This window comes from Mesorhizobium sp. M7A.F.Ca.CA.001.04.2.1, assembly GCF_003998485.1.
In the GTDB taxonomy this organism is placed as follows: domain Bacteria; phylum Pseudomonadota; class Alphaproteobacteria; order Rhizobiales; family Rhizobiaceae; genus Mesorhizobium; species Mesorhizobium ciceri.
Genome location: NZ_RZQT01000009.1, coordinates 54,452 through 80,546, shown reverse-complemented (window position 1 = coordinate 80,546; position 26,095 = coordinate 54,452). Strand labels below are relative to the sequence as shown.

The following is a 26,095-nucleotide window of genomic DNA, read 5'->3' as shown; positions in this document are numbered from 1 at the left end:
AGGTCGACCCCCACTCCGTCGAGCTACGCTCGACGGAGTGGGGGAAGCCATCAGCCAAACGCGCTGCCGCCGCAAGACAGGCATTATCGGGAGAGAAATGCCCGCCATGACGAGGGGCGGTGCCGACGTCGTTCCAAGGCGATCGTAGATCGTAAAGCTAGCTGAGCATGACTCTGCCCTCAACCTGTGCTATGCGCCGCGCTTCCTTTCCGGCACGATGCGTGAAATCGGCCGCAAACCGCTTATATCAGTGCAACCATGACCCTTTCATTCGATCTCACCACTGACAGCGCCCGCGACGCGTTGCGTGCCCGCTCGGCACAGCCCGAAAAGCAGTCGCTGATCGGCCTGACGCGGATCGAACTCGCCGAGACTCTGGTTGCATCAGGCGCTGTGCCCGAGCGCCAGGCGAAAATGCGCGCCCAGCAGCTGTGGCACTGGATGTATGTGCGCGGCGTCTCCGATTTCGCCGGCATGTTCAACATCTCCAAGGATCTGCGTGCTGAGCTCAACAAGCATTTCACCGTCGCCAGGCCCGAGATCGTCGAGGAGCAGATTTCCGCCGACGGCACGCGAAAGTGGCTGTTCCGCTTTCCGCCGCGCGGCGCCGGCCGGCCCGTCGAGATCGAAACCGTCTACATTCCCGAAGAGGGTCGCGGCACGCTGTGCATCTCCTCCCAGGTGGGCTGCACGCTGACCTGCTCGTTCTGCCACACCGGCACGCAGAAGCTGGTGCGCAATCTGACGGCCGAGGAGATCCTCGCCCAGCTGCTAACCGCCCGCGACCGGCTCGGCGATTTCCCTGACCGCGACACGCCCGACGGCGCCATCGTGCCGGCCGAAGGCCGCAAAGTGTCCAATATCGTCATGATGGGCATGGGCGAGCCGCTTTACAATTTCGAAGCGGTGAAGAAGGCGCTGCTGATCGCTTCCGACGGTGACGGCCTGTCCCTGTCGAAGCGGCGCATCACGCTGTCGACCTCCGGCGTCGTGCCGGAAATCTTCCGCACCGGCGAGGAAATCGGCGTCATGCTGGCAATCTCGCTGCATGCCACCAATGACGATCTGCGCGACTTGCTTGTGCCGATCAACAAGAAGTATCCGCTGAAGGAACTGATCGCCGCCTGCCGCGCCTATCCGGGCCTGTCGAACGCCAAGCGCATCACCTTCGAATATGTGATGCTGAAGGACGTCAACGATTCCATCGAGGACGCCAAGGGACTGATCAAGCTGCTCAAGGGCATTCCGGCCAAGATCAACCTGATCCCGTTCAACCCGTGGCCGGGCACCAATTACCAGTGCTCGGACTGGGAGACGATCGAGAAATTCGCCGACTACATCAACAATGCCGGCTATGCCTCGCCGATCCGCACGCCGCGCGGCCGCGACATCCTCGCCGCCTGCGGCCAGCTCAAATCCGACTCCGAGCGCATGCGCAAGGTCGACCGGCTGGCTCTGGAAGCGATGATGATAGCGGGGCACGGCGAGGCGTGAACCGCCCCTTCGCCTGCCTAAGACGCCTCGCCATCATGGCGGTCGGCTATGTCGCCGCCGTGCTGACCTCGATCCTGGTGCCGGTGCTGCTGATCGCTCTTCTGGAAGGCATCGAAGACGGCAACTGGTCGATCATTTTCGCCTTCGACTGGCTTGGCTCGTTCCCGCTCGCCGTGTTGACCGTAATGATCGGCGCGCTGTTGATCGTCGGCCCGGCGCTCTTTGTCGCCGAACGGTTTTCACTTCGGGGATGGTTCTACTTCGCCGCCACCGGTGCGATCACGTCCATCGCCTTTGGCGTATCCATGCCGCGCTCCGCCAGCAGCTTTGTCTTCAATCCGGGCTTTCTGGGTTTTCTCGCCACCGCCGGCATCGCCGCCGGTTGGATCTACTGGCTTCTGGCTGGACGCAGGTCCGGCACGGGCCGGAATCTGGGCCGGGATTGATGGCGCGTCTCGTCGGCTACCTCATCCGTTTCACCGTCATCCTGTTCGGCTATGCCGTCGCCTCGCTGGCGGCGAGCGCCTTCCTCAACATCCTGTTCCTGGCATCGCTCGGCTACACGCCGGAGCATGCACATCCGACGGCGACGGCTTCCCTGTATTTCTCAATTCCCTTCGCCGCCCTGTTCGTCGCCTATTTCGCCCTGATGCCGGCCTCTGTCGTCATCCTGCTTGCCGAAATCCTGGGCCGGCGCGACTGGCTGTTCTATGCGCTGGCGGGCGCGGTGGTTGCCGGTGTTTTCCTCGGGCTTGCCGACCACAGCGGTGACAGCGCCTTCGCCGTCAGGGACACCAGCGCCATCATGGCCGTGATCGGCAGCGGCATGGTCGGTGGTATCTTTTACTGGCTCAGCGCCGGGCGCTGGGCCGCAAGCTGGTGGCAAGGCGAACCAGGCTCAAAAGAAGATGGCCATACAGGATGACGGCGCCTACTTTGCCTGCGCCGTCAGGATCTTGAGGGCGAAGGCGGAGAACACGCCGGCAAAGAGATAGTCGACCACCCGCGTGACGCGCGGGCTGGCCTTCATCGCCGCCGAAAACTTTTCCGCCGCCAGCACCATCGGCACCGTCACCGGCACCGACAGCACGATGAACATCAGCCCAAGGAAAAACAGCTTTCCCGGTGCGTTCGGATCATGCGCGGAGACGAACTGCGGCAGGAAGGTCATGAAGAACAGGATGATCTTCGGGTTGAGCAGATTGACGCCGAGGCCCGCCGCCCAGCTGCGCACCAGCGAAATCTCGGGGCCTGTCTTCTTTTCCGGCGAAAAGGCCGAGCCCCTGGTGATTGCCTGCCAGGCCAGGAAAACGAGGTAGCCGGCGCCGAAGATCTTCAGCACGAAGAATGCCATCGGCGAGGCGACGATCAGCGCCGAGACGCCGACCACCACCAGCGTGGTGTGGATCAGCGTGCCGCACAGCGCGCCGGCCATCGAGGCAAAGCCAGTGGCACGGCCCTGGCTCAGCGTGCGCGAGACGAACAGGGTCATGTCCGGCCCCGGCGTGATCGCCAGGATGACGGTGGCGATGGCGAACTGGATCAGCGTGGCGGTATCTGGAATGAACGACATGAGCGGCCTCAAGGGATTGGGGAGGCCCTATACAGGATGCGCCATGACAGTGCCAGACACAGCAGCGATCCGACGGTCGATCCAGCAGGCGTCTGGCGAAGGCATTCGCGGGCAGCCAGCCGCCGCAATCCTATGCCTGCCTGCTCAGCCGCATCCTGGCGGGCTCCTCCGCGACGAGCTGATAGTTGCGGACATCGAAACCCCCGGTGATCTGGTCGATCGGCTTGGGCCGGCCAAGGAAATAGCCTTGCGCCTCGTTGCAGCCCTCGACTTGCAGGATGGTGAGCTGGACATGCGTCTCGACGCCTTCGGCGAGCACCGGAATGTCGAGGCTGCGGCCCAGCGTCAGCACCGCCCGAATGATCGCCTTGGCCTGCGGGCTTCGCTCGACATCGGCCATGAACGAGCGGTCGAGCTTGATCTTGTCGAAAGGAAACGAGCGCAGCGTATCGAGCGATGAATAGCCGGTGCCGAAATCGTCGATCGCGATCGTCACGCCCAGTGCCTTGATCTGGCGCAGGACATGCAACGTGCGCACCTTGTCGGCGACAATCGTCGATTCGGTCAGCTCCAGCTCCAGCCGTTTCGGCGACAGCCCGGTCTCGACCAGTATCTGGTGGACGAGCTTGGCGAGGTCGGCATGGGCGAACTGCACCGGCGACAAATTGACCGCGATCTTGTGATTGTTGTCCCAGGATGCCGCCTGACGACATGCGGTCCGCAACACCCATTCGCCGATCGCCATGATCGAGCCGTTCTCCTCGGCGATCGGGATGAATTCGGCGGGCGGGATCATGCCCTGCACAGGATGGGTCCAGCGCAGCAGCGCCTCGTAGCCGCAGGTGGCGCCGGTCTGGACCGAGGTCTGCACCTGATAGTGGAGCGAAAGCTCGCCGCGGTCGATCGCCTGCCGAAGGTCGGTGGCCAGCGCGCGGCGCGCCCGCGCCGTCTCGTCCATGGCGGATTCGTAGAAGCAGACGGCCCGCGTCACGTCGTTCTTTGCCCGATACATGGCGAGATCGGCATTGCTGACCAGCCTCTCCCGGTCGGCCCCGTCGCGCGGATAGACGGCGACGCCGATGCTGGCGCCGGCGGCGATTTCGAAATCGTCGAGCCGCAACGGCTCGAAGAGCGATTTCTCCAGCCTCGAGACCAGACCGAGAAGGTCTTTCTGATCCTTGAAGCGCTTGATGGCGGCAAACTCGTCACCGCCGAGCCGCGCGACGAATTCGCCATCGCCGGTCAGTTTCGCCAGCCTGCGGGCGACGATCTTGAGCGCCTGGTCGCCGGCCGCGTGCCCCCTGAGGTCGTTGATCTCCTTGAAGCGGTCGAGATCGATGACGATGACGGCCGTCATCGTTTCCTTGTCTTCCCGCGCCCGTTCGATCTCATGGTCGAGGCGGTCGTTGAAGGAGACCCGGTTGGCAAGGCCGGTAAGCGCATCGTTGAGGGCAAGGTGCTGAAGCCGCTCGAAGCTTTCCAGGCGGCCGCGCTCATCGATCAGATAGCTGGCGAAACCCGTGGCCGCGACGATCAGGCCGACAACGGCGACGGCGACCGCCATCGCCACGAGAATATCCGGATTGGTGCCGGTGGAGATGAAGGACAGCGGCGTCACCGCTACCGCCGCCATCGCCGTGAAATGCAGGCCGACGATCGCCAGCACCAGCAACCCAATGGCGAGATAGTGCGACCAACGATATGGCCGGCGCACGGCATGGCCGACGGCCAGGGCGGAGAACACCGCCGAGATGACCAGTGAGGCCACGACATAGGAGCCGTCCCATTCGACGATGCCGGCAACGTGATAGGCCATCATACCGGTGTAGTGCATGGCCGAGATCGCCAGGCCGACGACGACGCCGCCCCATTCCGGGGCCAGCCGCCGGCTCTTGCCGGATGCGAGGGTGAAGCCCAGCCCGGTGCCGACGATGGCGATGACCAGGGACGCCATGGTCAGGACCGGATCGAAGGTGATCGGCGCGCCGGGCTGGTAGGCCAGCATGGCGATGAAATGGGTGCACCAGATCGACGAGCCGGCGGCGACCGCGGTCAGGAACAGCCAGCCCTTCATCTGCACGCCGGTGGTTTTCCTCGAACGGTCGAAGAGGCCGATCGTCACCCAACAGCCGGTGACGCACATCAGCGCCGCCAGGAGGACAAGCCACAGATTATGCTCCGTGGCGATGCATGATATAACGCGCATCGAGAGTCGCCCAAGCCCGAGGAGCCCGCGACAAGGCAGGCAAGAAGCCGCCCGGAACGTGCCCAAGGCGGCTTTGTCGTAAGTGTTAGCGGCACGGCATGAAAACTTGATTAAGTCTCACCGGCAAATGCAGCCTTTGATTGCAGCAGGTTGTTTCCGCTGCCGGCATCGTGCTCCCGCCATACGCTGGACCAGAAGCCATGCACGCACGCGTGCTTGCTCGCTCTGCCGTTCCTGCTAAAAGGCGCTGCGACAAATCCGTGACGCCCAGGCTGGGGCGTCCGCCACCGACGGGGTAAAAATGTCCAAAACCAAAGACATCAAGAAAGTCGTGCTCTCCTATTCCGGCGGTCTCGACACATCCATCATCCTGAAATGGCTGCAGACCGAGTTCGGCGCCGAGGTCATCACCTTCACCGCCGATCTCGGTCAGGGTGAAGAGCTGGAACCGGCGCGCCGCAAGGCCGAGATGATGGGCATCAAGGACATCCGTATCGTCGATGTGCGCGAGGAATTCGTCGCCGACTTCGTCTTCCCGATGTTCCGCGCCAACACCGTCTATGAAGGCACCTATCTGCTCGGCACCTCGATCGCCCGGCCGCTGATCTCCAAGCATCTCGTCGATATAGCCCGGGAAACCGGCGCCGATGCGATCGCGCATGGCGCCACCGGCAAGGGCAACGATCAGGTTCGCTTCGAGCTCTCGGCTTACGCACTGAACCCCGACATCAAGGTCATCGCGCCGTGGCGCGACTGGACGTTCAAGTCGCGTACCGACCTGATGAATTTCGCCGAGCAGCACCAGATCCCGGTGCCGAAGGACAAGAAGGGCGATGCACCGTTCTCGGTCGACGCCAACCTCTTGCATTCGTCCTCCGAGGGCAAGGTGCTGGAAGACCCGTGGGTGGAGCCGCCGGAATTCGTTCATCAGCGCACCGTTTCGCCGATGGACGCGCCCGACAAGGTCACCGAGATCGAGATCGAGTTCCTGAAGGGCGACCCGATCGCGCTCAACGGCAAGAAGCTGTCGCCGGCAACCATGCTGGCGGCGCTCAACGATCTCGGCCGCGACAACGGCATCGGCCGGCTCGACCTGGTCGAGAACCGCTTCGTCGGCATGAAGTCGCGCGGGGTCTATGAGACGCCCGGCGGCGCCATCCTGATCGTCGCGCATCGCGCTATCGAATCGATCACGCTCGACCGGGGTGCTGCCCACCTCAAGGACGAGTTCATGCCGCGCTACGCCGAACTCATCTACAACGGCTTCTGGTTCGCGCCCGAGCGCCTGATGCTGCAGGCGATGATCGACAAGAGCCAGGAAGACGTCGAAGGCACGGTGCGGCTCAAGCTCTACAAGGGCAACGTCATGGTCACCGGCCGCAAGTCCAGGAAAACGCTCTATTCCGACGCGCTGGTCACCTTCGAGGACGACCGCGGCGCCTACGACCAGAAGGACGCCGCCGGCTTCATCCGCCTCAATGCACTGCGGCTGAGAACGCTGGCAGCGCGCAACCGTGCCAAGTAGGGCGGATGCGCGGTTTCGGTCGCTGCCTGGCGCCGCTGGTTGTTCTGGCGACGCCGGCCGCCGGCCAGGAGTTCGACCCCGCCTCTCTTGACCTTCCCGCGCTGATCGAGTGCAGGGCGGACGTTCCGACTTACAACGACTTTGCCCTGTGGCTGTCCAGCGCACCGGGTGCCGTTGAAACGCTTGGCTGGAAGGAGGTTGCCTCCGCCAATCCGTTTCTCAGCCAATACGAACTGCCGGCCAAAATCCGCGTGTTCAACCGCGAGACAGGATCGATCGTGTTTACCGCTGCGGGGCCGATGGCCGTGCTCGACGGCGTTGCCGCGCCGGAGCTTGCAAAAGAACTCGACGTCATGGCCGTTTTTTCCACGCCGCAAAAATTCCTTGGCGAAAAGGCCGTTTTCCAAAGCACCGAAGAGTCGGAAGGATTGACCTTCTCCACGGACGTCAAGCTCAACGTCTCGACCGTCGAGTCCCATCCCGGCAAGACCCTGGCCGGCTGCTCCTACACGCTCGAGATCAAATAAAAACCCGGCATTCACGCCGGGTTTTCGATCAAGTCAAAAAATGGCCGGGGCCTTCTGCCCGGTGCATGTTCCGTCAATCGCCGTCGATCGCCGTGGCAATGCGGGCGATGGCCTGCTGATAGACGCTCGCGGAATTCCAGCCGGCAATCGCGCCCATATTCGCACTCGCGCTCGCGCCTGCCCGCCAGCCATGACCCTTGAGGAAGTTGGCAGTGGAAGCCAGCGCCGTGCCCTTGTCGCGCAGGTTTCCGCCGCCGACGCCATATTTCAGGACGTTTCCTGGCAGGAACTGCGTGTGTCCGATCTCGCCATGCGCCGCCCCGACCGACGAGGCTGTCAGCGCCCCGCGATCGACCAGCTTCAGGGCGGCGATCGCATGCGGGTAGAAGAACCCCGGGCGGCGGCAATCATAGGCAAGCGTCAAAATCGCAGAGACGGTGTTCTGGTTGCCCATGGCCGAACCGAAGCCGGTTTCCATACCCCAGATGGCCAGCAACACGCCCGGCGACACGCCGTAATTCGCTTCGATCTTGGAGAACAGCGCCGCATTCGACTTCTTCAGCGACCGGCCCTTGGAGATAATCGCCGCGCCGCCGCGCCGCCGCATGAAATCGTCCACCGAGCCGCTGAAGGCCTTGTGAATGCCGCGGTCGACGGAGATCGTCTTTGTCGCGTAGTTCGCCCCGGCCAGAGCGGCCAGCCCCTTGGCGCCCACACCTTCCGACCTGGCCTGCGCGGCAAAGTCCTGCTTCCAGGCCTCGAAGCCGGCGCCGGTCTTGCCGCAGCTGGCCGCTGCCTGTGCGCCCGTCGCCAGCGCAAGCACCGCCATCGCGGCCGCTGCAAACATCTTTCCCTTGGCAAGAATTGCCATGTTGATCTCCTGGTTGCCTGAATCACGTCCCAATTGCGAACTTGCCAGCGAAACGCGCACTTGTCACTGTCACCGCTGCAATGCTGGCGAATGCCGTGGAATTTGCCTAGGATCAAGTGATTATTGTGGCAAGGGGGCTGCATGCAAGACGTTGATGTCGTCATCATCGGCGCCGGCTCGGCGGGTCTTGCCGCTGCCAAAACCCTGCAGGCGGCGGGGCTTTCCTTCACGCTGCTCGAAGCGATGGACAGAATCGGCGGGCGAGCCTGGACCAGCGACCAGCATTTCGGCGTGCCTTTCGACATCGGCTGCGCCTGGCTGCATGCCGCCGACCGCAATCCCTATTTTCCCGAAGCGCAAGTGGCAGGCTGGACGTTGCATCATCACGACATGAATGTCGATCATCTCTACTACCGCGAGCGCAAGGCGAGCGAAGCGGAAGAAGCCGACATGAAGGCCGCCGACGCAAAGCTGTTCGAACTGCTGGCCAGGCATGAAGTGAAGGACGGAGATGACGATCGTCTTTCGGCGCTGTTGGCAAAAGGCCATGCGCCGCGCGCCGCCGCCACCTTCGCCGGGCCGATGGATTTCGGCGCCGACGAGGACGAAATCTCGATCCTGGACTTCCAGGCCGCCGCCGATCTCGACCCGAACTACTTCAGCAAGGAGGGCCTTGGCGCGCTGGTGGCGCGTTTCGGCGCCAGCGTGCCGGTCGAACTGTCGACGCCGGTACGCAAGATCCTGTGGGACGTGCCCGGCGTCGCCTGCGTCACCGATCGCGGCACCGTCCGCGCCAAAGCGGTGATCGTGACCGCTTCGCCAGCGGTGCTCGCCTTCGAGGAGATCGCGTTCTCGCCGGCCCTGCCCGACACCCATTTTGGCGCCTTCTTCGACCTGCCGATGGGCATGCTGACCAAATTGCCGGTCGAAATATCGGGCACAAGGCTCGGGCTGCAGCCCTTCGACGACCTGCTGATCGAACGGATGGCCAGGCACGACATCTATTTCCTGTGCTTCCCGTTCGACCTTGACCTGATGGTCGGCTTCGTCGGCGGCGATTTCGCCTGGGAAATGTCGGCGGCCGGCGAGGCGGCCGGCATCGACTTCGTCGTCGACCGGCTGTGCGGCATCTTCGGTGGCGATACGCGCAAGCATGTCGGACGCGCCATGATGACCAATTGGGGCGGCGAGCGCTTCGTGCGCGGCGCCTACGCCGCCGCCCGCCCTGGCCGTTCACTGGCGCGCGCCGCGCTCATGCAGCCGGTGGCCGACAAGATCTTCTTCGCCGGCGAGCACTTGGCCGGCCCGCTGATGCAGACCTGCGGCGGCGCACGGCTGTCGGGCGAAGCGGTGGCAAGACAGGTTGTCGCCCAACTTGCGGCCAAATAGCTTCAGGAAAATGTGGAACGCCGCGCGGCTGTTCGCGTTGGGCACGGGCCGCCGTGAATATCTATGTCACCTCCGGTGAATTGAGACCGACATGAAACTCTTCGACTGCCCCCATTGCGGCCATCGCATCTATTTCGAGAACGCCCAGTGCCTGAACTGCGGGAACCCCGTGCTCTACGATCCCGAGCACGCCTGTTTCGCGCTGGCGAGCGCCGACGGCATCTTCCAGTGCACCAACGCCGATGAATGCGCCTGCAACTGGATGGCCGAGCCCGGACACGCCTTTTGCCGCGCCTGTGCGCTCAACCAGTTGATCCCGGATCTCTCCGTCGACGGCAACCGCCGCCGCTGGATCCGTGTCGAAGCGGCGAAGAAGCGCGCCATCTATTCGCTGCTGGCCTTCGGGCTGCCGGTGGCGCCCAAGCAGAACCCCGCCGACGAGATCGGGCTGGCCTTCGACTTCCTCGCCGATCCGATCGGCGGCGGCCCCGGCGGCGAGCGGATCCTGACCGGCCACGACAATGGCCTGATCACGCTCAACGTCGCCGAGGCGGATTCGGCCGAGCGCGAGAAGCGGCGCGTCGAGATGGGCGAGAACTACCGCACCTTGCTCGGTCATTTCCGTCATGAGCTTGGGCACTATTACTGGGACCGCCTGATCCGCGACGATCCGCACCGGCTCGAAGCTTTCCGCGCACTGTTCGGCGATGACCGCGCCGATTACGAACAGGCGCTGAAGGCCTATTATGCCAATGGTGCGCCGCCCGACTGGCAGCAAGGCCACATCTCGGCCTATGCGACCTCGCATCCATGGGAGGACTGGGCCGAGACCTGGGCTCACCACCTGCACATCACCGACACGCTGGAAATGGTGCACGCACTGAACTTTCCGCTCGGCCGGCTGGAGACGGTGGAGGCCAACGACTTGCCGCGCGGCGACACCGGCGGCGAATTGCAGGCGGCACCCTCGGAGCCGCCGACCGCGCCCGAGCCTTTCGAAAAGATCCTTGCCCGCTGGCTGGTGCTGTCGGAAGCCTCCAATTCGATCAACCGCTGCATGGGCCTGCCGGACCTCTATCCCTTTGTCATTTCGGACGTCACGGCGCGGAAATTGGACTTCGTTCACGAACTTCTGACCGATTTGCCTGGAGAACAGGGAACAAATCGTGAGTTGGCACAGGCGCTTTAGCGGGAACGCATGAGCTGCTGCCCCGTTTTCGCTGGCGAGGGACCATGAAAACGGAGAGAAACCATGAAATCCCTGTTGTTTCCGGCGGTCGCCGGAATGCTGACCGTGATGTCGGGCGCCGCGTTTGCCGACACCGCCGTCTCAGCCATCACCGACCTTAACGTTCGCGCCGGACCCGGCCCGCAATACCCTGTCATCGGCGTGCTCGCCGCCGGTCAGTCGGCAACGCTCAATGGCTGCATCGAAAACAGCAAATGGTGCACCATAGCCGAGGCCGGCGGCCAGGGCTGGGTCTATTCCGACTATGTGACGGCCGATATAGGCGGCAGCCGGGTGGTGCTGACGCAACGGCGCGCCAGCGTTGCTGTCGTCTCGCCGCCGGAGGACATCGGCAACTACTCGACCGATTATACCGGCGCGATCATCGCCAGCGATCCGGTCGTGGATGACTTCCCGCCGCCCCCGGCTGAAGTCCGCACCTATGTCGACACGCATCGCCTCGATCCCATCTATCTGGAAGGCGAAGTGGTCACCGGCGCGACCCTGCCCGACACCGTCGAGCTGCGCGAGATTCCGGACTACAATTACCGCTATGTCTATGTGAACGGCCAGCGGGCGCTGATCGATCCGCAGACCCGGCGCATCATGTACGTCGTGCGCTGACGACAATTGGCATAAGCGGCCGCTGCCACAGCAGCGGCCGCCGGCAGGCGGCACCGCAGCGTCGCCTCTTGTGCGCCGACGCTGCTCTGAGCATTGTCCTTTGCGGAAAACTTCCGATTTTTCCGGGCCATCGATTAGTCAATAGGCGATGACTTTGGCAAAGGAGCCCGCGTGACCATCGATCCGGCCGCCTTCGAGCGCTACAGGCATTCGCCGAACGCCAGGACGACCTTGCCGCGCCTGTTGCTCGGAACGGGGATCGTCGTCCTTTTTTGGGCAGCAACCACCGTGGCCGTGCTGGTCGGCGGCACCTATGCCTTCTTCGCCCGGCAGGCGGCCCCATCATCCGGCATGCAGGGTTTCCTCGCCTCGCCCATCGGCATCCTCGCCGCGCTCGTCTCGTTCGCCGGCATCTGGATCGGCCTGTGGGTCGCGATGCGCTGGGTGCATGGCGAGAAGCTGTCGGCGCTGCTCGGCAACAGCCGGCGTGTTTCGTGGTCCGGCTTCCTCAAGGGGCTGATCGCGGTGCTGATCACCTCGTTGATCTCCGAAATCCTGCTCTATCTCTTGCAGCCGCAGATCGCGCGCGGCCCGATCAGCCTGTCGTCCTGGCTGCTGTTTGCGATCCCGATCGCCGCGCTCACTCTGTTGCAGACCTCGTCGGAAGAGTTGCTGTTTCGCGGCTACCTGCTGCGCGGTCTCGCCAGCCGGTTCAAGAGCCCGTTCATCTGGGCGCTGCTGCCGGCCCTGCTGTTCACCTCGCTGCATTGGAGTGCGAGTTCGTCGCCAGCCATCAACGCCTGTGTGCTGGCGTCGATCGCCGCCTTCGCGCTGCTGCTGACGCTTGTCGTCTACGCAACCGGCAATCTCGGCGCCGCGCTGGGTGCTCATCTCGGCAACAACCTGACCGGCTTCCTGCTGATCTCGCATCAGGAAAGCTACAATTCCTTCGCCCTGTTCAACGCCAGGCCGCTCGAGGGACCGGGCTGGGCAACGTCGGATGCGGTTCTCATCGCCTTCATCGGCATCGCCTGCAGCCTGCTGACCATCGGGCTGCTTTTGCATCCGCGCTCGCCGCTCAAGGTCGCCGCCGAGCTTCCGGACCGCGCGAGCACGGCCTGAATGCGGCTCCGGGAATGACGCTACCCGGCCCTTGTCTTGACTCTTGCGCAGATTTCCTGTCTACACGCCCCGAATTCCGCGACGAGTATCCCTCCGAGCAAGCCGACCAGGACGCCGAAACCTCTTTGAGGTGAAGTGCTGTAAATCGATCCTGGAGGCCAACACCCGGCAGCGCTGAGCGCCCCCGGGTGCTTTTTGGTTTTGGCTTTTGCTTGGACTTTTGGTTGGACACTGGGCGCGAACGCATTACCTCTCGGGCACCATCCGGGTGCCAGGGAAAAGGAAAACGAATGTTTGAATCGCTACAGGAACGTCTTGGTTCGATCCTGAACGGCCTGACCGGCCGCGGCGCGCTGTCGGAGGCTGATGTCTCGGCGGCGCTGCGCGAGGTGCGCCGTGCGCTGCTCGAAGCCGACGTGGCGCTGGAAGTGGTGCGCTCCTTCACCGACAAGGTGCGCGAGAAGGCTGTCGGCGCGGCCGTGGTCAAGTCGATCAAGCCCGGCCAGATGGTCGTCAAGATCGTTCATGACGAACTGGTCGACATGCTCGGCGCCGAAGGCGTCGCTATCGATCTCAATGCCCCGGCGCCGGTCGTCATCATGATGGTCGGCCTGCAGGGTTCCGGCAAGACGACCACTTCGGCCAAGATCGCCAAGCGTCTTTCCGAGCGTCAGAACAAGAAGGTCCTGATGGCCTCGCTCGACACGCGGCGCCCCGCCGCGCAGGAGCAGCTTCGCCAGCTCGGCGAACAGGTCAAGGTCGCCACGCTGCCGATCATCGACGGCCAGTCGCCGGTCGACATCGCGCGCCGCGCCGTGCAGGCGGCCAAGCTCGGCGGCCACGACGTCGTCATCCTCGACACCGCCGGCCGCACCCATATCGACGAGCCGCTGATGGTCGAGATGGCCGACATCAAGAAGGTATCGAGCCCGCACGAAATCCTGCTGGTCGCCGATTCGCTGACCGGCCAGGACGCCGTCAACCTGGCCAAGAGCTTCGACGAGCGCGTCGGCATCACCGGTCTCGTGCTGACCCGCATGGACGGCGACGGCCGTGGCGGTGCTGCCCTTTCGATGCGCGCCGTCACCGGCAAGCCGATCAAGCTGATCGGCACCGGCGAAAAGATGGACGGGCTGGAGGAATTCCACCCCAAGCGCATCGCTGACCGCATCCTCGGCATGGGCGACATTGTCTCGCTCGTCGAAAAGGCCGCCGAGAACATCGACGCCGAACAGGCGGCGGCGATGGCCAAGAAGATGCAGTCGGGCAAGTTCGACCTGAACGATCTCGCCGGCCAGCTTCAGCAGATGTCGAAGATGGGCGGCATGGGCGGCATCATGGGCATGATGCCCGGCATGGGCAAGATGAAGGACCAGATGGCCGCCGCCGGTCTCGACGACAAGATGTTCGGCCGCCAGCTCGCCATCATCTCGTCGATGACCAAGGCAGAGCGCGCCAATCCCGATTTGCTCAAGCATTCGCGCAAGAAGCGCATCGCTGCCGGTTCCGGCACCGACGCGGCCGAAATCAACAAGCTGCTCAAAATGCATCGCGGCATGGCCGACATGATGAAGGCAATGGGCGGCAAGGGCAAAGGCGGCGGCCTGATGCGTGGCATGATGGGCGGCCTCGCCTCCAAGATGGGCCTCGGCGGCATGATGCCCGGCGGTATGGGTGGCATGATGGGCGGCGGCATGCCGGACCTGTCGAAGATGGACCCCAAGCAGCTCGAAGCCTTGCAGAAGCAGGCGCAGGCAGCCGGCCTAGGCGGCGGCATGAAAGGCCTTCCCGGCGGCGGTGGCCTGCCCAGCGGCATGCCAGGTTTGCCCGGCGGCATGAAACTTCCCGGGCTTCCCGGCCTCGGCGGTGGCGGGCTGCCCGGCCTTGGCAAGAAGAAGTGAGGACGCCATGAACGAAGAAAAGGACATGGCCGACGCCCGCGCCCTCCTGGCAGATTACCGGGCGTCGATCGACAACATCGACGCAGCCCTCATCCACATGCTTGCGGAGCGCTTCCGCTGCACCAAGGCGGTTGGCGTGCTGAAGGCGACTCATGGCTTGCCGCCGGCCGACCCGGCACGCGAGCAGCAGCAGATCGCCCGGCTTCGCCAGCTGGCGAAGGATGCTCATCTCGACCCGGATTTCGCGGAAAAGTTCCTCAACTTCGTCGTCCGCGAAGTGATCCGCCACCACGAACAGATCGCCGCTTCCAACGGCGTGACGAAAACCAACTGAAACCCAATCAACGAACTTAGTTTTTAGGAGAAAAGAAATGCCCTTGAAGATCCGACTGGCCCGTGCGGGCTCGAAGAAGCGTCCTTATTACCACGTCGTCATTGCCGACGCCCGTTCGCCGCGTGACGGCCGGTTCATCGAGTCCATCGGCTCGTGGAACCCGCTGCTGCCCAAGGACGGCGAACGCGTCAAGGTCGACGCCGACCGCGTCAAGCATTGGCTGGCGCATGGCGCCCAGCCGACCGACCGCGTGCTGCGCTTCCTCGACGAGGCCGGCCTTGTCAAGCGCGACGCCCGTTCCAACCCGAAGAAGGCCGAGCCGGGCAAGAAGGCGCAGGAACGCGCTGCTCTTCTGAGGAAGGCGCAGGAAGATGCCGCTGCTGCCGTTGCCGCCGCCGCGGCTGCACCGGCCGAGGCGGAAGCCGCAACCGCCGAATAAGTATTTGCTCTATCGCATCCAGGAAAACGGCGGGCCATGTGCCCGCCGTTTTTTCATTCGACCCTGTCTGTAAAAGCCGCCCGGTCAATAGCCGCTCGGGCAGCGGTCAATATAGACGCGGCCACGGCTATCGCGGTAGCGGCATTCGCCACGCTCGCTCGCCCGGCCGATCAGCGCGCCGGCAACAGCGCCGACAGCACCACCGACGACGGCGCCTTCAACCGGATCGCCGGCGACGGCCGCACCGACGGCAGCGCCACCGAGGCCGCCTACGGCCGCGCCTTTTTCCGTTTGCGAACAAGCGGCGAGCGGCACCAGCAGCGCCATCAAAAGCATCGTTTTCTTCATCGTCGTTCCTCTCCGATAGGAGCCGCCTCCGCCGCCGGGCGAATCTCTAACTCGCAACTCGACGATTCGATCCCTGAGATATTGCCCGGCAAAGGGTTCAGGCTTCGAGCCGAAAGCGGTGCTTCGATCCGGATCTAACGGCTGAACGGGATCAGCGCGCGGAGCCTGGGATCGCGCAGATACAGGCCACCCCACAGGATAATGCCGAGATAGACGCCGAACAGAATGTGCGAGAACAGCGGGTTGTCGACGCGGACATTGGTGGCGATGGCGCCGCCCATATAGGCAGTAAGCAGGATGGCGCCGAGCACCGAGGTGCGCGGCAGCGCATAGAGAGCGGTCGAGATCAGGCCGATGACGCCAAGCATGCGCGCGACATTCGGATCGGCCGGCCAGCCAAGCGGTACCATCGTCTGGACGACGATATCGAGCGGCGGCAGCTTGATGGCGCCGTCGAAGATCATGAACAGCACGATGACGCCGCTGAGCGCGCGGCCGGTCCACAAAGCGCCCGGCGAGACGGGCGCGGTTTCGGAAATGCTCATGATGGTCCCTCCTGATGGTTCTATCCCCTTCTTGCTGGGGTCGAATCAAGGACGTGGCATGGAGCGGCGATCCGACAGCGGGGCGGATTCTTTTAATCCCGCTAAGCCCGCGCGCCTTTGCCTACGAAAAATAGAACTTTTCCGCCGGGATCATCTTCGGCGGCGTTTCGCCCAGCGCCTCGAACACCGAGATTTCGCAGACACGGCAGAGGCTGTCGAGAGCGAGGTCGTTGGCTTCGGTGCCGAACGGATCCTCGAGCTCTTCCGACAGCGCGTCGAGGCCGAAGAAAGTGTAGGCGATCAGCGCGGTGAACAGCGGCGTCGCCCAACCGGTGGTCGAGATCAGGCCGACCGGCAGCAGCAGGCAGACGATATAGGCCGTGCGATGCACCAGCAGCGTGTAGGCGAACGGCAAGGGCGTACCGGCGATCCGCTCGCAGCCGGCCTGGATGGCCGCGACCGACGCGAGCCTCTCATCGAGGATACGAAAGCCGATCGTGTCGACGTCGCCCGCCAGGCGCTGCGCATTGGCACGCCGGCCCATGCGCCTGACCATCTCATCCGCCGGATTGGAAAAGGCTGCTGCCTTGTCCGCCTCCGCGTCGATGAAGGCACGGGCATCCTTCATGCTGTCGATCTTGCGCAGCTGCCCGCGCAGGAAATGACAGAAGGCGAGCGCTTCCATCAGCAGGGCGCGCTGTTCAGTCTGGTCCAGGATGAGGCTGGTGGTGGCGCGTGCCAGGTTGCGCATTTCGAAGACCAGCGCGCCCCACAGCTTGCGCGCCTCCCACCAACGGTCGTAGGCGGCGTTGTTGCGGAACGAGAGATAGATCGACAATGTCACGCCGACCAGGCCGAAAGGCGTGATGTTGAAGACGCTGAAATCAAGCTGGAACCGGCGCGCCGCGGCCAGGATGATCGCGGAATAAAGCGCGAAGCCCAATATCTGCGGCAGAATGCGTGGCACGACCGAACCGCGCATGATGAAGAACAGCTGCAGGAATGTGGGGCGCGGGCGAACGATCATCGAAGGCCTTTCACGGACCGGCACTGGCCCTCAGCTTCTCTATTGTGCGATGCGACAGCTCTGCAAGCCCAGCCGCCAGCGACATCGCCATGTCGTCCTTGCAGCGCCTGGACTATCGGCACGCGCCGGTCGCGGATATTGAAGAGCACGTGGGCTGCGGCCCATTTCTGCAAGCGAGAGAAAACGAATGACCGGCGAGACCGATCTGAAGACACTGCTGGCATCGATGACGCCGGAACTGCTGGCCGACACCTATGTCTTCGCCACGCTGGCGCCTGGCGTCGCTCAGCCGGAAGGCGTTGAGCCGGTGATGATGTTTCGCGAGCGCGAGGGCGTGACACTGATCGTGACCGAGGAGGCGGCCAGCACTGCTGCACTGACCGCTTCGTTCCGCTGCCGGATGCTGACGCTGAACATCCATTCGTCGCTGGAAGCCGTCGGCTTCCTCGCCGCCATCACCACGCGCTTGGCCGCCGCTGGCATGGGCGTGAACCCGGTTTCGGCCTTCTACCACGACCATCTGTTCGTGCCGGCCGACAGGGCGGAGGAAGCGCTGGAACTGCTGCGCCAACTGGCTAGGGACAGCGCCAGCTGAATTTTGACAGGACCCCAAGAATCGCGTAAATTGCGGTAAATGCGTAAATTACGCGATTTAGGATGACCCATCATGCGCGAAGTTCCCACCACAGAATTCACCCGTAATTTCGGGCGTTACCGAGAGATCGTGCAGCGTGAGCCGGTCGCTGTGATGAGTCACGGGCGGCCAACCGGCTATTTCGTTTCAGCTGTCGAGTATGAAGAGCTGCAGCACTACAAGAACCTGGCCCGGCAGTCATTTGCGACCAGGGATCTGCAGCGCGAGGAAGTGGAAGCTATCGCCGGCGGCCGCATGTCATCAGAACACGATCATCTCAATGCCTTGATGGATACCAAGTAAGGCATGCCGCTTCCCGCCCCACAGCTCGGCCTCGTCATCTCCTATGCATATCTGTGGCATCATGAACATCAAGCCGGACAGGACGAAGGGCGGAAAGATCGCCCTTGCGTGATCGTGCTAGCCGTCGAACGCGGCGCCGATGGTCTGATCGTGACGGTGGTGCCTGTCACGCATGTACCGCCGGCCGATCCGTCGCTGGCGATCGAGCTGCCGCCAGCCGTCAAGCGTCATTTGGAACTGGACGGCGAGCGTTCATGGGTGATGCTCCACGAAGGCAATCGCTTCGCGTGGCCAGGCTACGACCTTCGTCCGGTGCCGCGCTCCACCGACCGCTATGACTACGGCCTGTTGCCGCCCCGGCTGTTTTCATCACTGGTGGAGCGCTTGAGGACGATCTGGGAAGCCGGGCAAGGCCGTCAGGTGCCGCGCGACTGACCCGTCCTCCGTATCCGACACGGGGAAAAGCAAGAAGCATCCCGGAAGGCCGCGACCGCGGGCCGCCGGTCGTCCGGCGCCCCCGCGGAGGGCCCGCCGCGGCAGCGGCGATACGGCCCGTGAGCGAAAACTAAACGGCCGTCAGGCCGCCTTCTTCTTCGGCTGGATCAGGCCGCGCTCGACCAAAAGCTCGGCGATCTGCACCGCGTTGAGCGCCGCGCCCTTGCGCAGATTGTCGGAGACGATCCACATCGACAGACCGTTGTCGATGGTCGAATCCTCGCGAATGCGCGAGATGAAGGTGGCGTCTTCGCCGGCCGATTCCAGCGGCGTGATGTAGCCGCCGTCCTCGCGCTTGTCCAAGACCTGGCAGCCCGGCGCCTCACGCAGGATGTCGCGCGCGTCGTCGGCGGTGATCGGCTTTTCGAACTCGATGTTGACCGCTTCCGAATGGCCGATGAACACCGGCACGCGCACGCAGGTCGCCGTCAGCTTGATCTTGGGGTCGAGCATCTTCTTGGTCTCGGCGACCATCTTCCACTCTTCCTTGGTAGAGCCGTCGTCGAGGAAGACGTCGATGTGCGGGATGACGTTGAAGGCGATGCGCTTGGTGAACTTCTTGACCTCGACGCCATCGGCGACGAAGACCGCGCGGGTCTGGGTAAAGAGTTCGTCCATGCCTTCCTTGCCGGCGCCCGACACCGACTGATAGGTGGCGACGACGACGCGCTTGATGGTGGCGAAGTCGTGCAGCGGCTTCAGCGCCACCACCAGCTGCGCTGTCGAGCAGTTCGGGTTGGCGATGATGTTCTTGCGCGTGAACAGCGAGATCGCGTCCGGGTTCACTTCCGGCACGATCAGCGGCACGTCCTGGTCATAGCGGAAGGCCGACGAATTATCGATGACGACGCAGCCCTGCTTGCCGATCTTCGGCGACCATTCCTTGGAGACGCTGCCGCCGGCCGACATGATGCAGATGTCGGTGTCGGAAAAATCATACTGGTCGAGCGTCTTCACCTTCAGCGTGCGGTCGCCGAACGACACTTCCGTGCCCTGGCTGCGCCGCGACGCCAGCGCCACGACTTCGCTTACCGGAAAGCCGCGCTCTTCCAATATGTTGAGCATTTCCCGGCCCACATTGCCCGTGGCGCCGACGATCGCTACCTTGAAACTCATCGAAAAATCTCCTGTCCCTCTCCGCTTGGTTTTTGGAGAAACCCGCTGGCCGCTGCGGGTTCCGTCCCCCGGGCCGAACCCGGGAGAGGGTGGCTAGGCCAAGGGAATCACACCGTTTTGGTGGTGGTTTTGCCAGTTTTCTTGGCCAAGAATGCGGTTTTGCTGAAACGAGGAGACGCGCCGACGCGCCCGGCCCAATGATGTGCATTGAGGCTGGGGGCATCGAATGCAGGAAGAGCCGTCAAAAGGCCGCGCATCGAAACTGTCCCGTTCGGTGCCGGCTTTTACGCGGTTTGCGGCAAGAGTCAATTGCCGAGCGGCGCCTGGTTTTGCGCGCGCCCTGTACAATCGCGGCTGCGCGAAGTACGAACGGCCAAGATTGTTTGGCTGGCGCGAGGCCCGCCCCGGCATGTGCTCCGTGATGAGCGCGGACCCTAAAATTCCGAAAGAGTGAGATGTCCAACTTCGAAGCACTTGTTCCAGCGCTTGCCAGGGCGCTGGAGAAACGCGGCTATTCCGAGCTGACGCCCGTCCAGAAGGCGGTCGTGGCGCCCGAGCTCGGCGAGGCCGATGCGCTGGTTTCGGCGCAGACCGGCTCCGGCAAGACGGTGGCCTTCGGCCTCGCTCTGGCGCCGACCCTGCTTGAGGGCGCGGAGCGCTTCGGCCACGCCGCCGCACCGCTGGCGCTGGCGGTGGCGCCGACGCGCGAACTCGCCTTGCAGGTGACGCGCGAACTGGAATGGCTCTACGAACTGACCGGCGCCACCGTGGCGTCCTGCGTCGGCGGCATGGACATGCGCTCGGAGCGGCGTGTGCTGGAGCGTGGCGCCCATATCGTCGTCGGCACGCCCGGCCGGCTGCGCGACCACATCACCCGGCGCTCGCTCGACATGTCGGCGCTGAAGGCGGTGGTGCTCGACGAGGCCGACGAGATGCTCGATCTCGGCTTTCGCGAAGACCTCGAATTCATCCTCGACGCCGCTCCGGCCGAACGCCGGACGCTGATGTTCTCGGCCACGGTGCCGCGCTCGATCGCCACGCTCGCCCAGGGCTATCAGCGCGATGCGGTGCGCATTTCGGCCGCCGGCGAGGAGAAGCAGCATCTCGACATCGAATATCGGGCGCTGAGCGTCGCCCAGCCCGACCGCGAGAACGCCATCATCAATGTGCTGCGCTATTACGAAGCCAAGAACGCGCTGGTGTTCTGCAACACGCGTGCCGCCGTCAATCATCTGACCGCGCGCTTCAACAACCGCAACTTCTCCGTCGTCGCCCTGTCGGGCGAGCTCAGCCAGAATGAGCGCAGCCATGCGCTGCAAGCGATGCGGGACGGCCGCGCAAAAGTCTGTATCGCCACCGATGTCGCGGCGCGCGGCATCGACCTGCCCAATCTTGAGCTGGTCATCCACGCCGATTTGCCGACCAACCCGGAAACGCTGCTGCACCGCAGCGGCCGCACCGGCCGCGCCGGGCGCAAGGGCGTCAGCGCGCTGATCGTGCCCAACAGCGCCCGCAAGCGCACCGAACGGCTGTTGCAGAACGCCGGCCTCAAGGCGACATGGGCGAGCCCGCCCTCGGCCGACGACGTGATGCGGCGCGACGACGAGCGCATCCTTGCCGATCCGGCTTTCGATGAGCCGGTGAAGGAGGACGAGCGCTCCTTCATCGACGCGCTGCTCGCCAGGCATGGCGCCGAACAGGTGGCCGCTGCCTTCGTGCGCCAGTGCCGCGCCAGCCGCTCGGCCCCCGAGGATCTCATGGAGATCGCGCCCTTCACGCCGTCGCGTGAAAGGCCGGCGGGCGAAGGTTTCGCGCGCCGCGACGAGGCGCCCAGCCGCCGCGACGATTTCGGCGACAGCGTCTGGTTCTCGCTGTCGATCGGGCGCCGGCAGAATGCCGAACCGCGCTGGCTCATCCCGATGCTATGCCGCACCGGCAGCATCTCGAAGCGAGAGATCGGCGCCATCAAGATGCAGCCGGAAGAGACCTACGTGCAGATCGCAGCGGATTGGGCAGACCGCTTCCTGGCCGCGATCGGTCCCGACCGGAAGCTGCAAGGCAACATCCTGGTGAAGCGGCTCGACGGTACGCCCGATCTGTCGCGCGCCGGCTATCAGCCGCCAAGCCCCGACAAGAAGCCGCATCGCGGCAAGGCGCCGTTCGATCCCAACGCGCCGAAGCGCAAATTCGAAAAACGTGCACCGGCAGCAGCCGATCAGCGCCCGGCCGCCCCGCATGACGCAAAGCCATGGGCGAAGAAGCCGGGCAAGCCGAAATTCGACACCACCGGCGCGCCCAAGCACAAGAAGGCGAAGAAGCGGCCCGCCTAGAGCATTTCACCGTTTCACGGAAACGGCGATCTGCTCTAACTCTTTGTTTTGACGCAATTCCCGAGGGAAAACCGCTGCACACTTTTCCTGGAATTGCTCTAGGACTTCGGCCGGAGGGACGCGCTTGCCTGCAGGCCAGCCTTGATGGCAGCCCAGCTGGCCGACGCCGGCGTCGGGCGATGCTGCTTTGCGATGCGTTCCGTCAGCGACGAGCGCCATTCCGGATCCTCCGCCATCCGGCGGATCGCAGCGTACCAGCCCGCCTGGTCATTGGAATCGATCGCCGGCATCAGCCCGCCGCTCGCCTCGATCAGCGACGGCGCGGTCGAGACGATGACGGGAACGCCGAAATCGAGACATTCCGAGGCGCCGTAGCCCCAGCCCTCGATATGCGAGGGAAAGACGCCGAAGGAAGCGCTGCGGTAGTATCGGATGAGCTCCTCATCGCTGATCGCTCCGGTGAACGTAACCCGCTCGAGCAGTCTCGGATGGGCCTTGAGATAGGCGCGCAGCGGATCGATCATCCAGCCCCAGCGCCCGGCGCAGACGAGCCTCGGCAGCTTGACGCCTTCGTCGAGCGCCTGCTGCCAGATCCGTGCCAGCAGGATGTGGTTCTTGCGCACTTCGATGGTCGAACAGTAGAGCACGAATGGCTCGGCGGCCTCGATGCGCGAAGTCTCGCCCATGCGCGAAGCCGTCTCGTACAGGATGGAAGGCATCGGAAACCGGTATACCACCGGCTGCGTGACGCCTGCCTGTTGCATATGATCGGTCAGCGTCGAGCCAACTTCGTCGGATGCACAAAATGCCGGCGCGCCGGAACGCACGAGGTGTTCGAGATATGACCCGAAACGCGCCTCGCCAGGGCTCATACCAACGAGGTCGGGGCGCAGTGTCGGTATGAGGTCATGGCAAAGAAACGCGAGGCCACCGGCGCGCCCGGAGACGGCGACTCGGTCGTCCCCGGTCAGAATGTGATGGCTGATCAGGACAAAGCCGCGTTCAGTCTCGGCCGGTTGGCCTGGAACATCCTGACGCGGGGCCGACCGGACTCGCGCCCGCTGGTACAGACGATAGGCCCGGATCAGCAGCTTCGTCGCCTGATAGGCAATGCCTTTGCGGCCATGGGTCACCGTCTTGGCGAGATGGCGGTCGGCGTCGCGCTTGCCCCATGGCTGCTGCCTCACCGCTTCGAGGGCCTGCGACATCGCCGTGCGCCTCCCAGGCCATCGTTTGAGGCGCCAGGGTGAAATCTCGCCCGTCGCGACATGGTCCTGCTCGAAAGGAGCGAGGGGGCGAAACCGGCCTTCCCACGGTCGGAACGCCACCACCTCCACGCTAGGGTCGGGATCGGCCAGGGCTGCGCTGACGAGAAAGCTTTCCACCCGTGGGATGCCGACAAGTCCCTGGCCGGACGGCCAGAACGTCAGGCCGGTGGCGTCGATGGCCAGCCTGGGAGGCCTTCTTTCCCCTCCATCTTCAATCACGGTTTTACTGTCAGGACTCTCGACTGTCATGTTCTGCTTCTGTCGAAGGCGGTTGCACTCGATGCCTTATGCTTCATTTGCCGCGAAGACGGTAGCCGTGCTGCCCGGTATTGCCCATCGGCTCGGCCCTGTGCCACACCTTTGGCCGGGACGTGGCAAGAGGGTGGCCCATGCGCGGTGAAGTGCTTCACTATGACGGTGACCAGGGGTTCGGCTTCATCACCGGAGCCGACGGGAACCGCTACACCTTCACCCGCGAGAGTTTACGCCGGGAAACCGCCATGCCCAACGGTACCGCCGTCGAGTTCCAGCCAGGCGGCGGCCAGGCGCGCGACGTCTTTTCGATCGCCGCCCCGACCGCCGCTCCGGCCGCCGCTGAGCCCGGCATCAAAGCCGCACCAGTCCAGGCCAGCGTTCCGCCTGCAGCAGCCCCAAGTCCTGCGCAGCATTTCGGCCGGTCTTCCGAGACAGCCGAGCCCAGCGATCTCTGGGGCTATTTCTGGCGTGGCGTGACGCAGAACTATTTCAATTTCGCCGGTCGCGCCCGCCGCAAGGAATATTGGGGTTATTTCCTGTTCTGGGTGGTCTCGCTGCTTGTCATCGGCGGCATCGGTCTTTTCGCCGACAATGAAATGGGCAATTTCGACAGCAGCGTATCGGCGGCGGTAACCGTCGGCCTTTGCGGCACCTTCGTCCTGGCGACACTGCTGCCCAGCCTCGGCATGACCGTTCGCCGCATCCATGACATCGGCCTCTCGGGCTGGCTTTATCTGGTGGTGCTGATCCCGACCATCGGCAGCCTGATCATCCTGGTCTTCGCGCTGATCCCGACGCAGGCCCGCGAAAACCAGTGGGGACCGGTGCCGGCGGGCGTCAGGGTCTAGGGATGATCGCCTTCAGCGCCTCGCCCGAAAGCCTGAGAAAGACCTTCTGGCCGTGGCGTTCTGCGCCAAGCCGGTCGTAGAAGCGCTGCGCGCCTTCGTTCCAGTCCTCGCTGGTCAGGTCGATGCGGCCGATGCCTTCGCGCAGGCAATGATCGGCGAGAAAGCCGATCAGCGCCCGGCCGACACCAGCGTTGCGGGCTTTGTCGCGCACGAACAGGTCCTTGAGGAACAGCAGCCGCTCGAGATCGATACCGGGATGCGCGATCGCCACCGACGCCAGGCCGCTGACCTCGCCCTCGACGAAGGCGAGCGCGAAATGCGGATAGGCCGGGCTTTCCTCGCCAAGCCATTTTCGTGCCGCAGACAGGGCCCGGTCGGCATCGAGAGGCGGTTGCCGATAATGTTCCGCCATCTCGCAAAACATGGTCGCGAGCGTCGTCGCGTCCTCGATCGTCGCCCAGCGGACGCCGACCGTCACGGTATCAGCCCAGGAATTTGGCGATGATCGCGTCGCCCATCTCAACCGTACCGACCTCGGTCATGCCATCGGACATGATGTCTTTCGTCCGCAGGCCCGCGTCGAGCACGGCGGCGATTGCGCCTTCGACGCGGTCGGCTTCATCGACCATGCCGAAGGAATAGCGCAGGCACATGGCGAAGGAGGCGATCATGGCGATCGGGTTGGCAATGCCCTTGCCGGCAATGTCGGGCGCCGAACCGTGCACCGGCTCGTAGAGCGCCTTGCGCTTCTTGGTCTTCACGTCAGGCGCGCCGAGCGAGGCCGACGGCAGCATGCCGATCGAGCCGGTCAGCATAGCGGCGATATCGGACAGCATATCGCCGAACAGATTGTCGGTGACGATGACGTCGAACTGCATTGGCCAGCGCACCAGCTGCATGCCGCCGGCGTCGGCCAGCATGTGGTCGAGCTTGACGTCGGAATAGCGCGCCTTGTGGGTCTGGGTGACGACCTCGTTCCACAACACACCCGACTTCATCACATTGCGCTTTTCCATCGAGGTGACGTGGTTCTTGCGGGTGCGCGCGAGTTCGAAGGCGACGCCCGAAATGCGCTCGATCTCGAACGTGTCGTAGACCTGCGTGTCGATGCCGCGCTTCTGTCCGTTGCCGAGATCGATGATCTGCTTGGGCTCGCCGAAATAGACGCCACCGGTCAGCTCGCGCACGATCAATATGTCGAGACCTTCGACCACCTCCTGCTTGAGCGAGGAGGACGCCGCCAGCGCCGGATAGCAGATGGCCGGGCGCAGATTGGCGAATAGCTCCATGTCCTTGCGCAGGCGCAGCAGGCCGGCTTCCGGGCGCACCTCATAGGGCACCGCATCCCATTTCGGACCGCCGACGGCGCCGAACAGCACCGCGTCGGCCGCCATCGCCTTTTCCATGTCGGCATCGGAGATCGCCGCGCCATGCGCGTCATAGGCGCAGCCGCCGACCAGCCCCTCATCGGTGGCAAAACCGCTGCCGAGCCTGTCGTTCATGACCGCGATCAGTTTCTTGACCTCGGCCATGGCCTCAGGACCGATGCCGTCACCGGGGAGCAGGAAAAGATGCTTCGTTGCCATGGAGAAACCGTCCTGGAAAGATTTGAACCGCGGCCTTGCTAAACGCCAAGCGAGTTGCATGCAAGCAGGAACGCAGCGATCACGGATAACCCGATTCGTTGGTGATC

At 64.0% G+C, this 26,095-nt stretch carries 28 protein-coding genes; 17 read left to right on the top strand and 11 right to left on the bottom strand.

Features of this window, described 5'->3' with window-relative positions; all coding sequences use genetic code 11:
• Positions 1 to 258: 258 nt before the first annotated feature.
• Genes rlmN through EN955_RS05165 form a run of 3 tightly spaced genes read left to right on the top strand, consistent with a single transcriptional unit; the run spans position 259 to position 2,419 of the window.
• Positions 259 to 1,494 carry a 23S rRNA (adenine(2503)-C(2))-methyltransferase RlmN gene (gene rlmN / locus EN955_RS05175; RefSeq protein WP_024504019.1) on the top strand — a complete coding sequence of 412 codons (1,236 nt, stop codon included), beginning with the start codon at positions 259 to 261 and terminating at the stop codon, positions 1,492 to 1,494.
• Positions 1,495 to 1,553: 59 nt separating this feature from the next.
• The gene (locus EN955_RS05170; RefSeq protein ID WP_244506876.1) at positions 1,554 to 1,940 is read left to right on the top strand and encodes a hypothetical protein; all 387 of its coding nucleotides are present in this window, start codon (positions 1,554 to 1,556) and stop codon (positions 1,938 to 1,940) included.
• Entirely contained in the window at positions 1,940 to 2,419 is a 480-nt protein-coding gene (locus EN955_RS05165) for a hypothetical protein (protein ID WP_024504021.1), read from the top strand. Before EN955_RS05170 ends, EN955_RS05165 begins: the two co-directional genes overlap by 1 nt.
• A gap of 6 nt (positions 2,420 to 2,425) precedes the next feature.
• Here the strand turns inward: EN955_RS05165 and EN955_RS05160 are convergent, their stop codons facing one another.
• Both EN955_RS05160 and EN955_RS05155 read right to left on the bottom strand, forming a co-directional pair.
• A complete protein-coding gene (locus tag EN955_RS05160; RefSeq protein ID WP_024504022.1) occupies positions 2,426 to 3,067 on the bottom strand; it encodes a LysE family translocator in 642 nt (213 codons plus the stop codon).
• Between the two features lie 130 nt (positions 3,068 to 3,197).
• A complete protein-coding gene (locus tag EN955_RS05155) occupies positions 3,198 to 5,273 on the bottom strand; it encodes a bifunctional diguanylate cyclase/phosphodiesterase (RefSeq protein WP_024504023.1) in 2,076 nt (691 codons plus the stop codon).
• A 301-nt stretch (positions 5,274 to 5,574) separates the two neighbouring features.
• Between EN955_RS05155 and EN955_RS05150 the strand changes: the two genes are divergently transcribed.
• Both EN955_RS05150 and EN955_RS05145 read left to right on the top strand, forming a co-directional pair.
• Complete coding sequence (locus EN955_RS05150; RefSeq protein WP_024504024.1) at positions 5,575 to 6,798, top strand: argininosuccinate synthase; 1,224 nt, start codon at positions 5,575 to 5,577, stop codon at positions 6,796 to 6,798.
• A 5-nt stretch (positions 6,799 to 6,803) separates the two neighbouring features.
• Positions 6,804 to 7,325 (top strand): hypothetical protein, encoded by a 522-nt coding sequence (locus tag EN955_RS05145; RefSeq protein WP_024504025.1) that lies wholly within the window; start codon positions 6,804 to 6,806, stop codon positions 7,323 to 7,325.
• A 73-nt stretch (positions 7,326 to 7,398) separates the two neighbouring features.
• Here the strand turns inward: EN955_RS05145 and EN955_RS05140 are convergent, their stop codons facing one another.
• The gene (locus tag EN955_RS05140; protein ID WP_024504026.1) at positions 7,399 to 8,196 is read right to left on the bottom strand and encodes a lytic transglycosylase domain-containing protein; all 798 of its coding nucleotides are present in this window, start codon (positions 8,194 to 8,196) and stop codon (positions 7,399 to 7,401) included.
• Positions 8,197 to 8,337: 141 nt separating this feature from the next.
• Here EN955_RS05140 and EN955_RS05135 point away from each other — a divergent pair, with 141 nt between their 5' ends.
• The 7 genes from EN955_RS05135 (at position 8,338) to rpsP (ending at position 15,233) form a co-directional block, all read left to right on the top strand.
• Positions 8,338 to 9,585, top strand: coding sequence for an NAD(P)/FAD-dependent oxidoreductase (locus EN955_RS05135; RefSeq protein ID WP_024504027.1), 1,248 nt, complete (start codon positions 8,338 to 8,340; stop codon positions 9,583 to 9,585).
• A gap of 91 nt (positions 9,586 to 9,676) precedes the next feature.
• Positions 9,677 to 10,774, top strand: a complete 1,098-nt coding sequence (locus EN955_RS05130; protein ID WP_024504028.1) for a putative zinc-binding metallopeptidase — start codon at positions 9,677 to 9,679, stop codon at positions 10,772 to 10,774.
• A 63-nt stretch (positions 10,775 to 10,837) separates the two neighbouring features.
• Complete coding sequence (locus EN955_RS05125; RefSeq protein ID WP_024504029.1) at positions 10,838 to 11,437, top strand: DUF1236 domain-containing protein; 600 nt, start codon at positions 10,838 to 10,840, stop codon at positions 11,435 to 11,437.
• 171 nt (positions 11,438 to 11,608) lie between these two features.
• Positions 11,609 to 12,559 (top strand): CPBP family intramembrane glutamic endopeptidase, encoded by a 951-nt coding sequence (locus EN955_RS05120; protein ID WP_024504030.1) that lies wholly within the window; start codon positions 11,609 to 11,611, stop codon positions 12,557 to 12,559.
• A gap of 290 nt (positions 12,560 to 12,849) precedes the next feature.
• Positions 12,850 to 14,460, top strand: a complete 1,611-nt coding sequence (gene ffh / locus EN955_RS05115; protein WP_024504031.1) for a signal recognition particle protein — start codon at positions 12,850 to 12,852, stop codon at positions 14,458 to 14,460.
• Positions 14,461 to 14,467: 7 nt separating this feature from the next.
• Positions 14,468 to 14,794, top strand: a complete 327-nt coding sequence (locus EN955_RS05110; RefSeq protein WP_013528801.1) for a chorismate mutase — start codon at positions 14,468 to 14,470, stop codon at positions 14,792 to 14,794.
• 37 nt (positions 14,795 to 14,831) lie between these two features.
• Positions 14,832 to 15,233: a 30S ribosomal protein S16 gene (gene rpsP, locus EN955_RS05105; protein WP_024504032.1), complete on the top strand. Its 402-nt coding sequence runs from the start codon at positions 14,832 to 14,834 to the stop codon at positions 15,231 to 15,233.
• An 84-nt stretch (positions 15,234 to 15,317) separates the two neighbouring features.
• Here the strand turns inward: rpsP and EN955_RS05100 are convergent, their stop codons facing one another.
• The 3 genes from EN955_RS05100 to EN955_RS05090 form a co-directional block, all read right to left on the bottom strand.
• Complete coding sequence (locus EN955_RS05100) at positions 15,318 to 15,581, bottom strand: glycine zipper domain-containing protein (RefSeq protein ID WP_024504033.1); 264 nt, start codon at positions 15,579 to 15,581, stop codon at positions 15,318 to 15,320.
• 134 nt (positions 15,582 to 15,715) lie between these two features.
• Entirely contained in the window at positions 15,716 to 16,126 is a 411-nt protein-coding gene (locus tag EN955_RS05095; protein ID WP_013528798.1) for a DoxX family protein, read from the bottom strand.
• Positions 16,127 to 16,247: 121 nt separating this feature from the next.
• Positions 16,248 to 17,153: a bestrophin family ion channel gene (locus tag EN955_RS05090; RefSeq protein ID WP_024504034.1), complete on the bottom strand. Its 906-nt coding sequence runs from the start codon at positions 17,151 to 17,153 to the stop codon at positions 16,248 to 16,250.
• Between the two features lie 187 nt (positions 17,154 to 17,340).
• On the opposite strand from EN955_RS05090, the gene EN955_RS05085 reads away from it, so the two are divergent.
• From EN955_RS05085 to EN955_RS05075, 3 genes are all read left to right on the top strand, one after another.
• Complete coding sequence (locus EN955_RS05085) at positions 17,341 to 17,748, top strand: ACT domain-containing protein (RefSeq protein ID WP_024504035.1); 408 nt, start codon at positions 17,341 to 17,343, stop codon at positions 17,746 to 17,748.
• Positions 17,749 to 17,820: 72 nt separating this feature from the next.
• The gene (locus EN955_RS05080) at positions 17,821 to 18,090 is read left to right on the top strand and encodes a type II toxin-antitoxin system prevent-host-death family antitoxin (RefSeq protein ID WP_024504036.1); all 270 of its coding nucleotides are present in this window, start codon (positions 17,821 to 17,823) and stop codon (positions 18,088 to 18,090) included.
• A gap of 3 nt (positions 18,091 to 18,093) precedes the next feature.
• Positions 18,094 to 18,525 carry a type II toxin-antitoxin system PemK/MazF family toxin gene (locus tag EN955_RS05075; protein WP_024504037.1) on the top strand — a complete coding sequence of 144 codons (432 nt, stop codon included), beginning with the start codon at positions 18,094 to 18,096 and terminating at the stop codon, positions 18,523 to 18,525.
• Positions 18,526 to 18,666: 141 nt separating this feature from the next.
• Here EN955_RS05075 and EN955_RS05070 read toward each other — a convergent pair whose 3' ends face one another.
• Both EN955_RS05070 and EN955_RS34730 read right to left on the bottom strand, forming a co-directional pair.
• Entirely contained in the window at positions 18,667 to 19,701 is a 1,035-nt protein-coding gene (locus EN955_RS05070) for an aspartate-semialdehyde dehydrogenase (RefSeq protein WP_013528795.1), read from the bottom strand.
• Positions 19,702 to 19,808: 107 nt separating this feature from the next.
• Positions 19,809 to 19,958, bottom strand: coding sequence for a hypothetical protein (locus EN955_RS34730; RefSeq protein WP_164753489.1), 150 nt, complete (start codon positions 19,956 to 19,958; stop codon positions 19,809 to 19,811).
• A gap of 198 nt (positions 19,959 to 20,156) precedes the next feature.
• Here EN955_RS34730 and EN955_RS05065 point away from each other — a divergent pair, with 198 nt between their 5' ends.
• Positions 20,157 to 22,031, top strand: a complete 1,875-nt coding sequence (locus EN955_RS05065; protein WP_024504038.1) for a DEAD/DEAH box helicase — start codon at positions 20,157 to 20,159, stop codon at positions 22,029 to 22,031.
• 98 nt (positions 22,032 to 22,129) lie between these two features.
• Here the strand turns inward: EN955_RS05065 and EN955_RS05060 are convergent, their stop codons facing one another.
• Positions 22,130 to 23,548 carry a glycosyltransferase gene (locus EN955_RS05060; protein WP_024504039.1) on the bottom strand — a complete coding sequence of 473 codons (1,419 nt, stop codon included), beginning with the start codon at positions 23,546 to 23,548 and terminating at the stop codon, positions 22,130 to 22,132.
• A gap of 140 nt (positions 23,549 to 23,688) precedes the next feature.
• Here EN955_RS05060 and EN955_RS05055 point away from each other — a divergent pair, with 140 nt between their 5' ends.
• Positions 23,689 to 24,402: a DUF805 domain-containing protein gene (locus EN955_RS05055; RefSeq protein WP_024504040.1), complete on the top strand. Its 714-nt coding sequence runs from the start codon at positions 23,689 to 23,691 to the stop codon at positions 24,400 to 24,402.
• On the opposite strand, the gene EN955_RS05050 is transcribed toward EN955_RS05055, so the two are convergent.
• Both EN955_RS05050 and leuB read right to left on the bottom strand, forming a co-directional pair.
• A complete protein-coding gene (locus EN955_RS05050) occupies positions 24,392 to 24,880 on the bottom strand; it encodes a GNAT family N-acetyltransferase (protein ID WP_024504041.1) in 489 nt (162 codons plus the stop codon). The two genes, EN955_RS05055 and EN955_RS05050, sit on opposite strands and share 11 nt — an antisense overlap.
• Positions 24,881 to 24,884: 4 nt before the next feature.
• Positions 24,885 to 25,988 carry a 3-isopropylmalate dehydrogenase gene (gene leuB, locus EN955_RS05045; protein WP_024504042.1) on the bottom strand — a complete coding sequence of 368 codons (1,104 nt, stop codon included), beginning with the start codon at positions 25,986 to 25,988 and terminating at the stop codon, positions 24,885 to 24,887.
• Positions 25,989 to 26,095 lie beyond the last annotated feature (107 nt).

Excerpts from the sequence above, each read along its gene's own strand:
- rlmN (WP_024504019.1), top strand. The coding sequence starts at position 259 with ATGACCCTTTCATTCGATCTCACCACTGACAGCGCCCGCGACGCGTTG.
- EN955_RS05165 (WP_024504021.1), top strand. The coding sequence starts at position 1,940 with ATGGCGCGTCTCGTCGGCTACCTCATCCGTTTCACCGTCATCCTGTTC.
- EN955_RS05160 (WP_024504022.1), bottom strand. The coding sequence starts at position 3,067 with ATGTCGTTCATTCCAGATACCGCCACGCTGATCCAGTTCGCCATCGCC.
- EN955_RS05155 (WP_024504023.1), bottom strand. The coding sequence starts at position 5,273 with ATGCGCGTTATATCATGCATCGCCACGGAGCATAATCTGTGGCTTGTC.
- EN955_RS05150 (WP_024504024.1), top strand. The coding sequence starts at position 5,575 with ATGTCCAAAACCAAAGACATCAAGAAAGTCGTGCTCTCCTATTCCGGC.
- EN955_RS05145 (WP_024504025.1), top strand. The coding sequence starts at position 6,804 with ATGCGCGGTTTCGGTCGCTGCCTGGCGCCGCTGGTTGTTCTGGCGACG.
- EN955_RS05140 (WP_024504026.1), bottom strand. The coding sequence starts at position 8,196 with ATGGCAATTCTTGCCAAGGGAAAGATGTTTGCAGCGGCCGCGATGGCG.
- EN955_RS05135 (WP_024504027.1), top strand. The coding sequence starts at position 8,338 with ATGCAAGACGTTGATGTCGTCATCATCGGCGCCGGCTCGGCGGGTCTT.
- EN955_RS05130 (WP_024504028.1), top strand. The coding sequence starts at position 9,677 with ATGAAACTCTTCGACTGCCCCCATTGCGGCCATCGCATCTATTTCGAG.
- EN955_RS05125 (WP_024504029.1), top strand. The coding sequence starts at position 10,838 with ATGAAATCCCTGTTGTTTCCGGCGGTCGCCGGAATGCTGACCGTGATG.
- ffh (WP_024504031.1), top strand. The coding sequence starts at position 12,850 with ATGTTTGAATCGCTACAGGAACGTCTTGGTTCGATCCTGAACGGCCTG.
- EN955_RS05110 (WP_013528801.1), top strand. The coding sequence starts at position 14,468 with ATGAACGAAGAAAAGGACATGGCCGACGCCCGCGCCCTCCTGGCAGAT.
- rpsP (WP_024504032.1), top strand. The coding sequence starts at position 14,832 with ATGCCCTTGAAGATCCGACTGGCCCGTGCGGGCTCGAAGAAGCGTCCT.
- EN955_RS05100 (WP_024504033.1), bottom strand. The coding sequence starts at position 15,581 with ATGAAGAAAACGATGCTTTTGATGGCGCTGCTGGTGCCGCTCGCCGCT.
- EN955_RS05095 (WP_013528798.1), bottom strand. The coding sequence starts at position 16,126 with ATGAGCATTTCCGAAACCGCGCCCGTCTCGCCGGGCGCTTTGTGGACC.
- EN955_RS05090 (WP_024504034.1), bottom strand. The coding sequence starts at position 17,153 with ATGATCGTTCGCCCGCGCCCCACATTCCTGCAGCTGTTCTTCATCATG.
- EN955_RS05085 (WP_024504035.1), top strand. The coding sequence starts at position 17,341 with ATGACCGGCGAGACCGATCTGAAGACACTGCTGGCATCGATGACGCCG.
- EN955_RS05080 (WP_024504036.1), top strand. The coding sequence starts at position 17,821 with ATGCGCGAAGTTCCCACCACAGAATTCACCCGTAATTTCGGGCGTTAC.
- EN955_RS05075 (WP_024504037.1), top strand. The coding sequence starts at position 18,094 with ATGCCGCTTCCCGCCCCACAGCTCGGCCTCGTCATCTCCTATGCATAT.
- EN955_RS05070 (WP_013528795.1), bottom strand. The coding sequence starts at position 19,701 with ATGAGTTTCAAGGTAGCGATCGTCGGCGCCACGGGCAATGTGGGCCGG.
- EN955_RS34730 (WP_164753489.1), bottom strand. The coding sequence starts at position 19,958 with ATGCGCGGCCTTTTGACGGCTCTTCCTGCATTCGATGCCCCCAGCCTC.
- EN955_RS05065 (WP_024504038.1), top strand. The coding sequence starts at position 20,157 with ATGTCCAACTTCGAAGCACTTGTTCCAGCGCTTGCCAGGGCGCTGGAG.
- EN955_RS05060 (WP_024504039.1), bottom strand. The coding sequence starts at position 23,548 with ATGACAGTCGAGAGTCCTGACAGTAAAACCGTGATTGAAGATGGAGGG.
- EN955_RS05055 (WP_024504040.1), top strand. The coding sequence starts at position 23,689 with ATGCGCGGTGAAGTGCTTCACTATGACGGTGACCAGGGGTTCGGCTTC.
- leuB (WP_024504042.1), bottom strand. The coding sequence starts at position 25,988 with ATGGCAACGAAGCATCTTTTCCTGCTCCCCGGTGACGGCATCGGTCCT.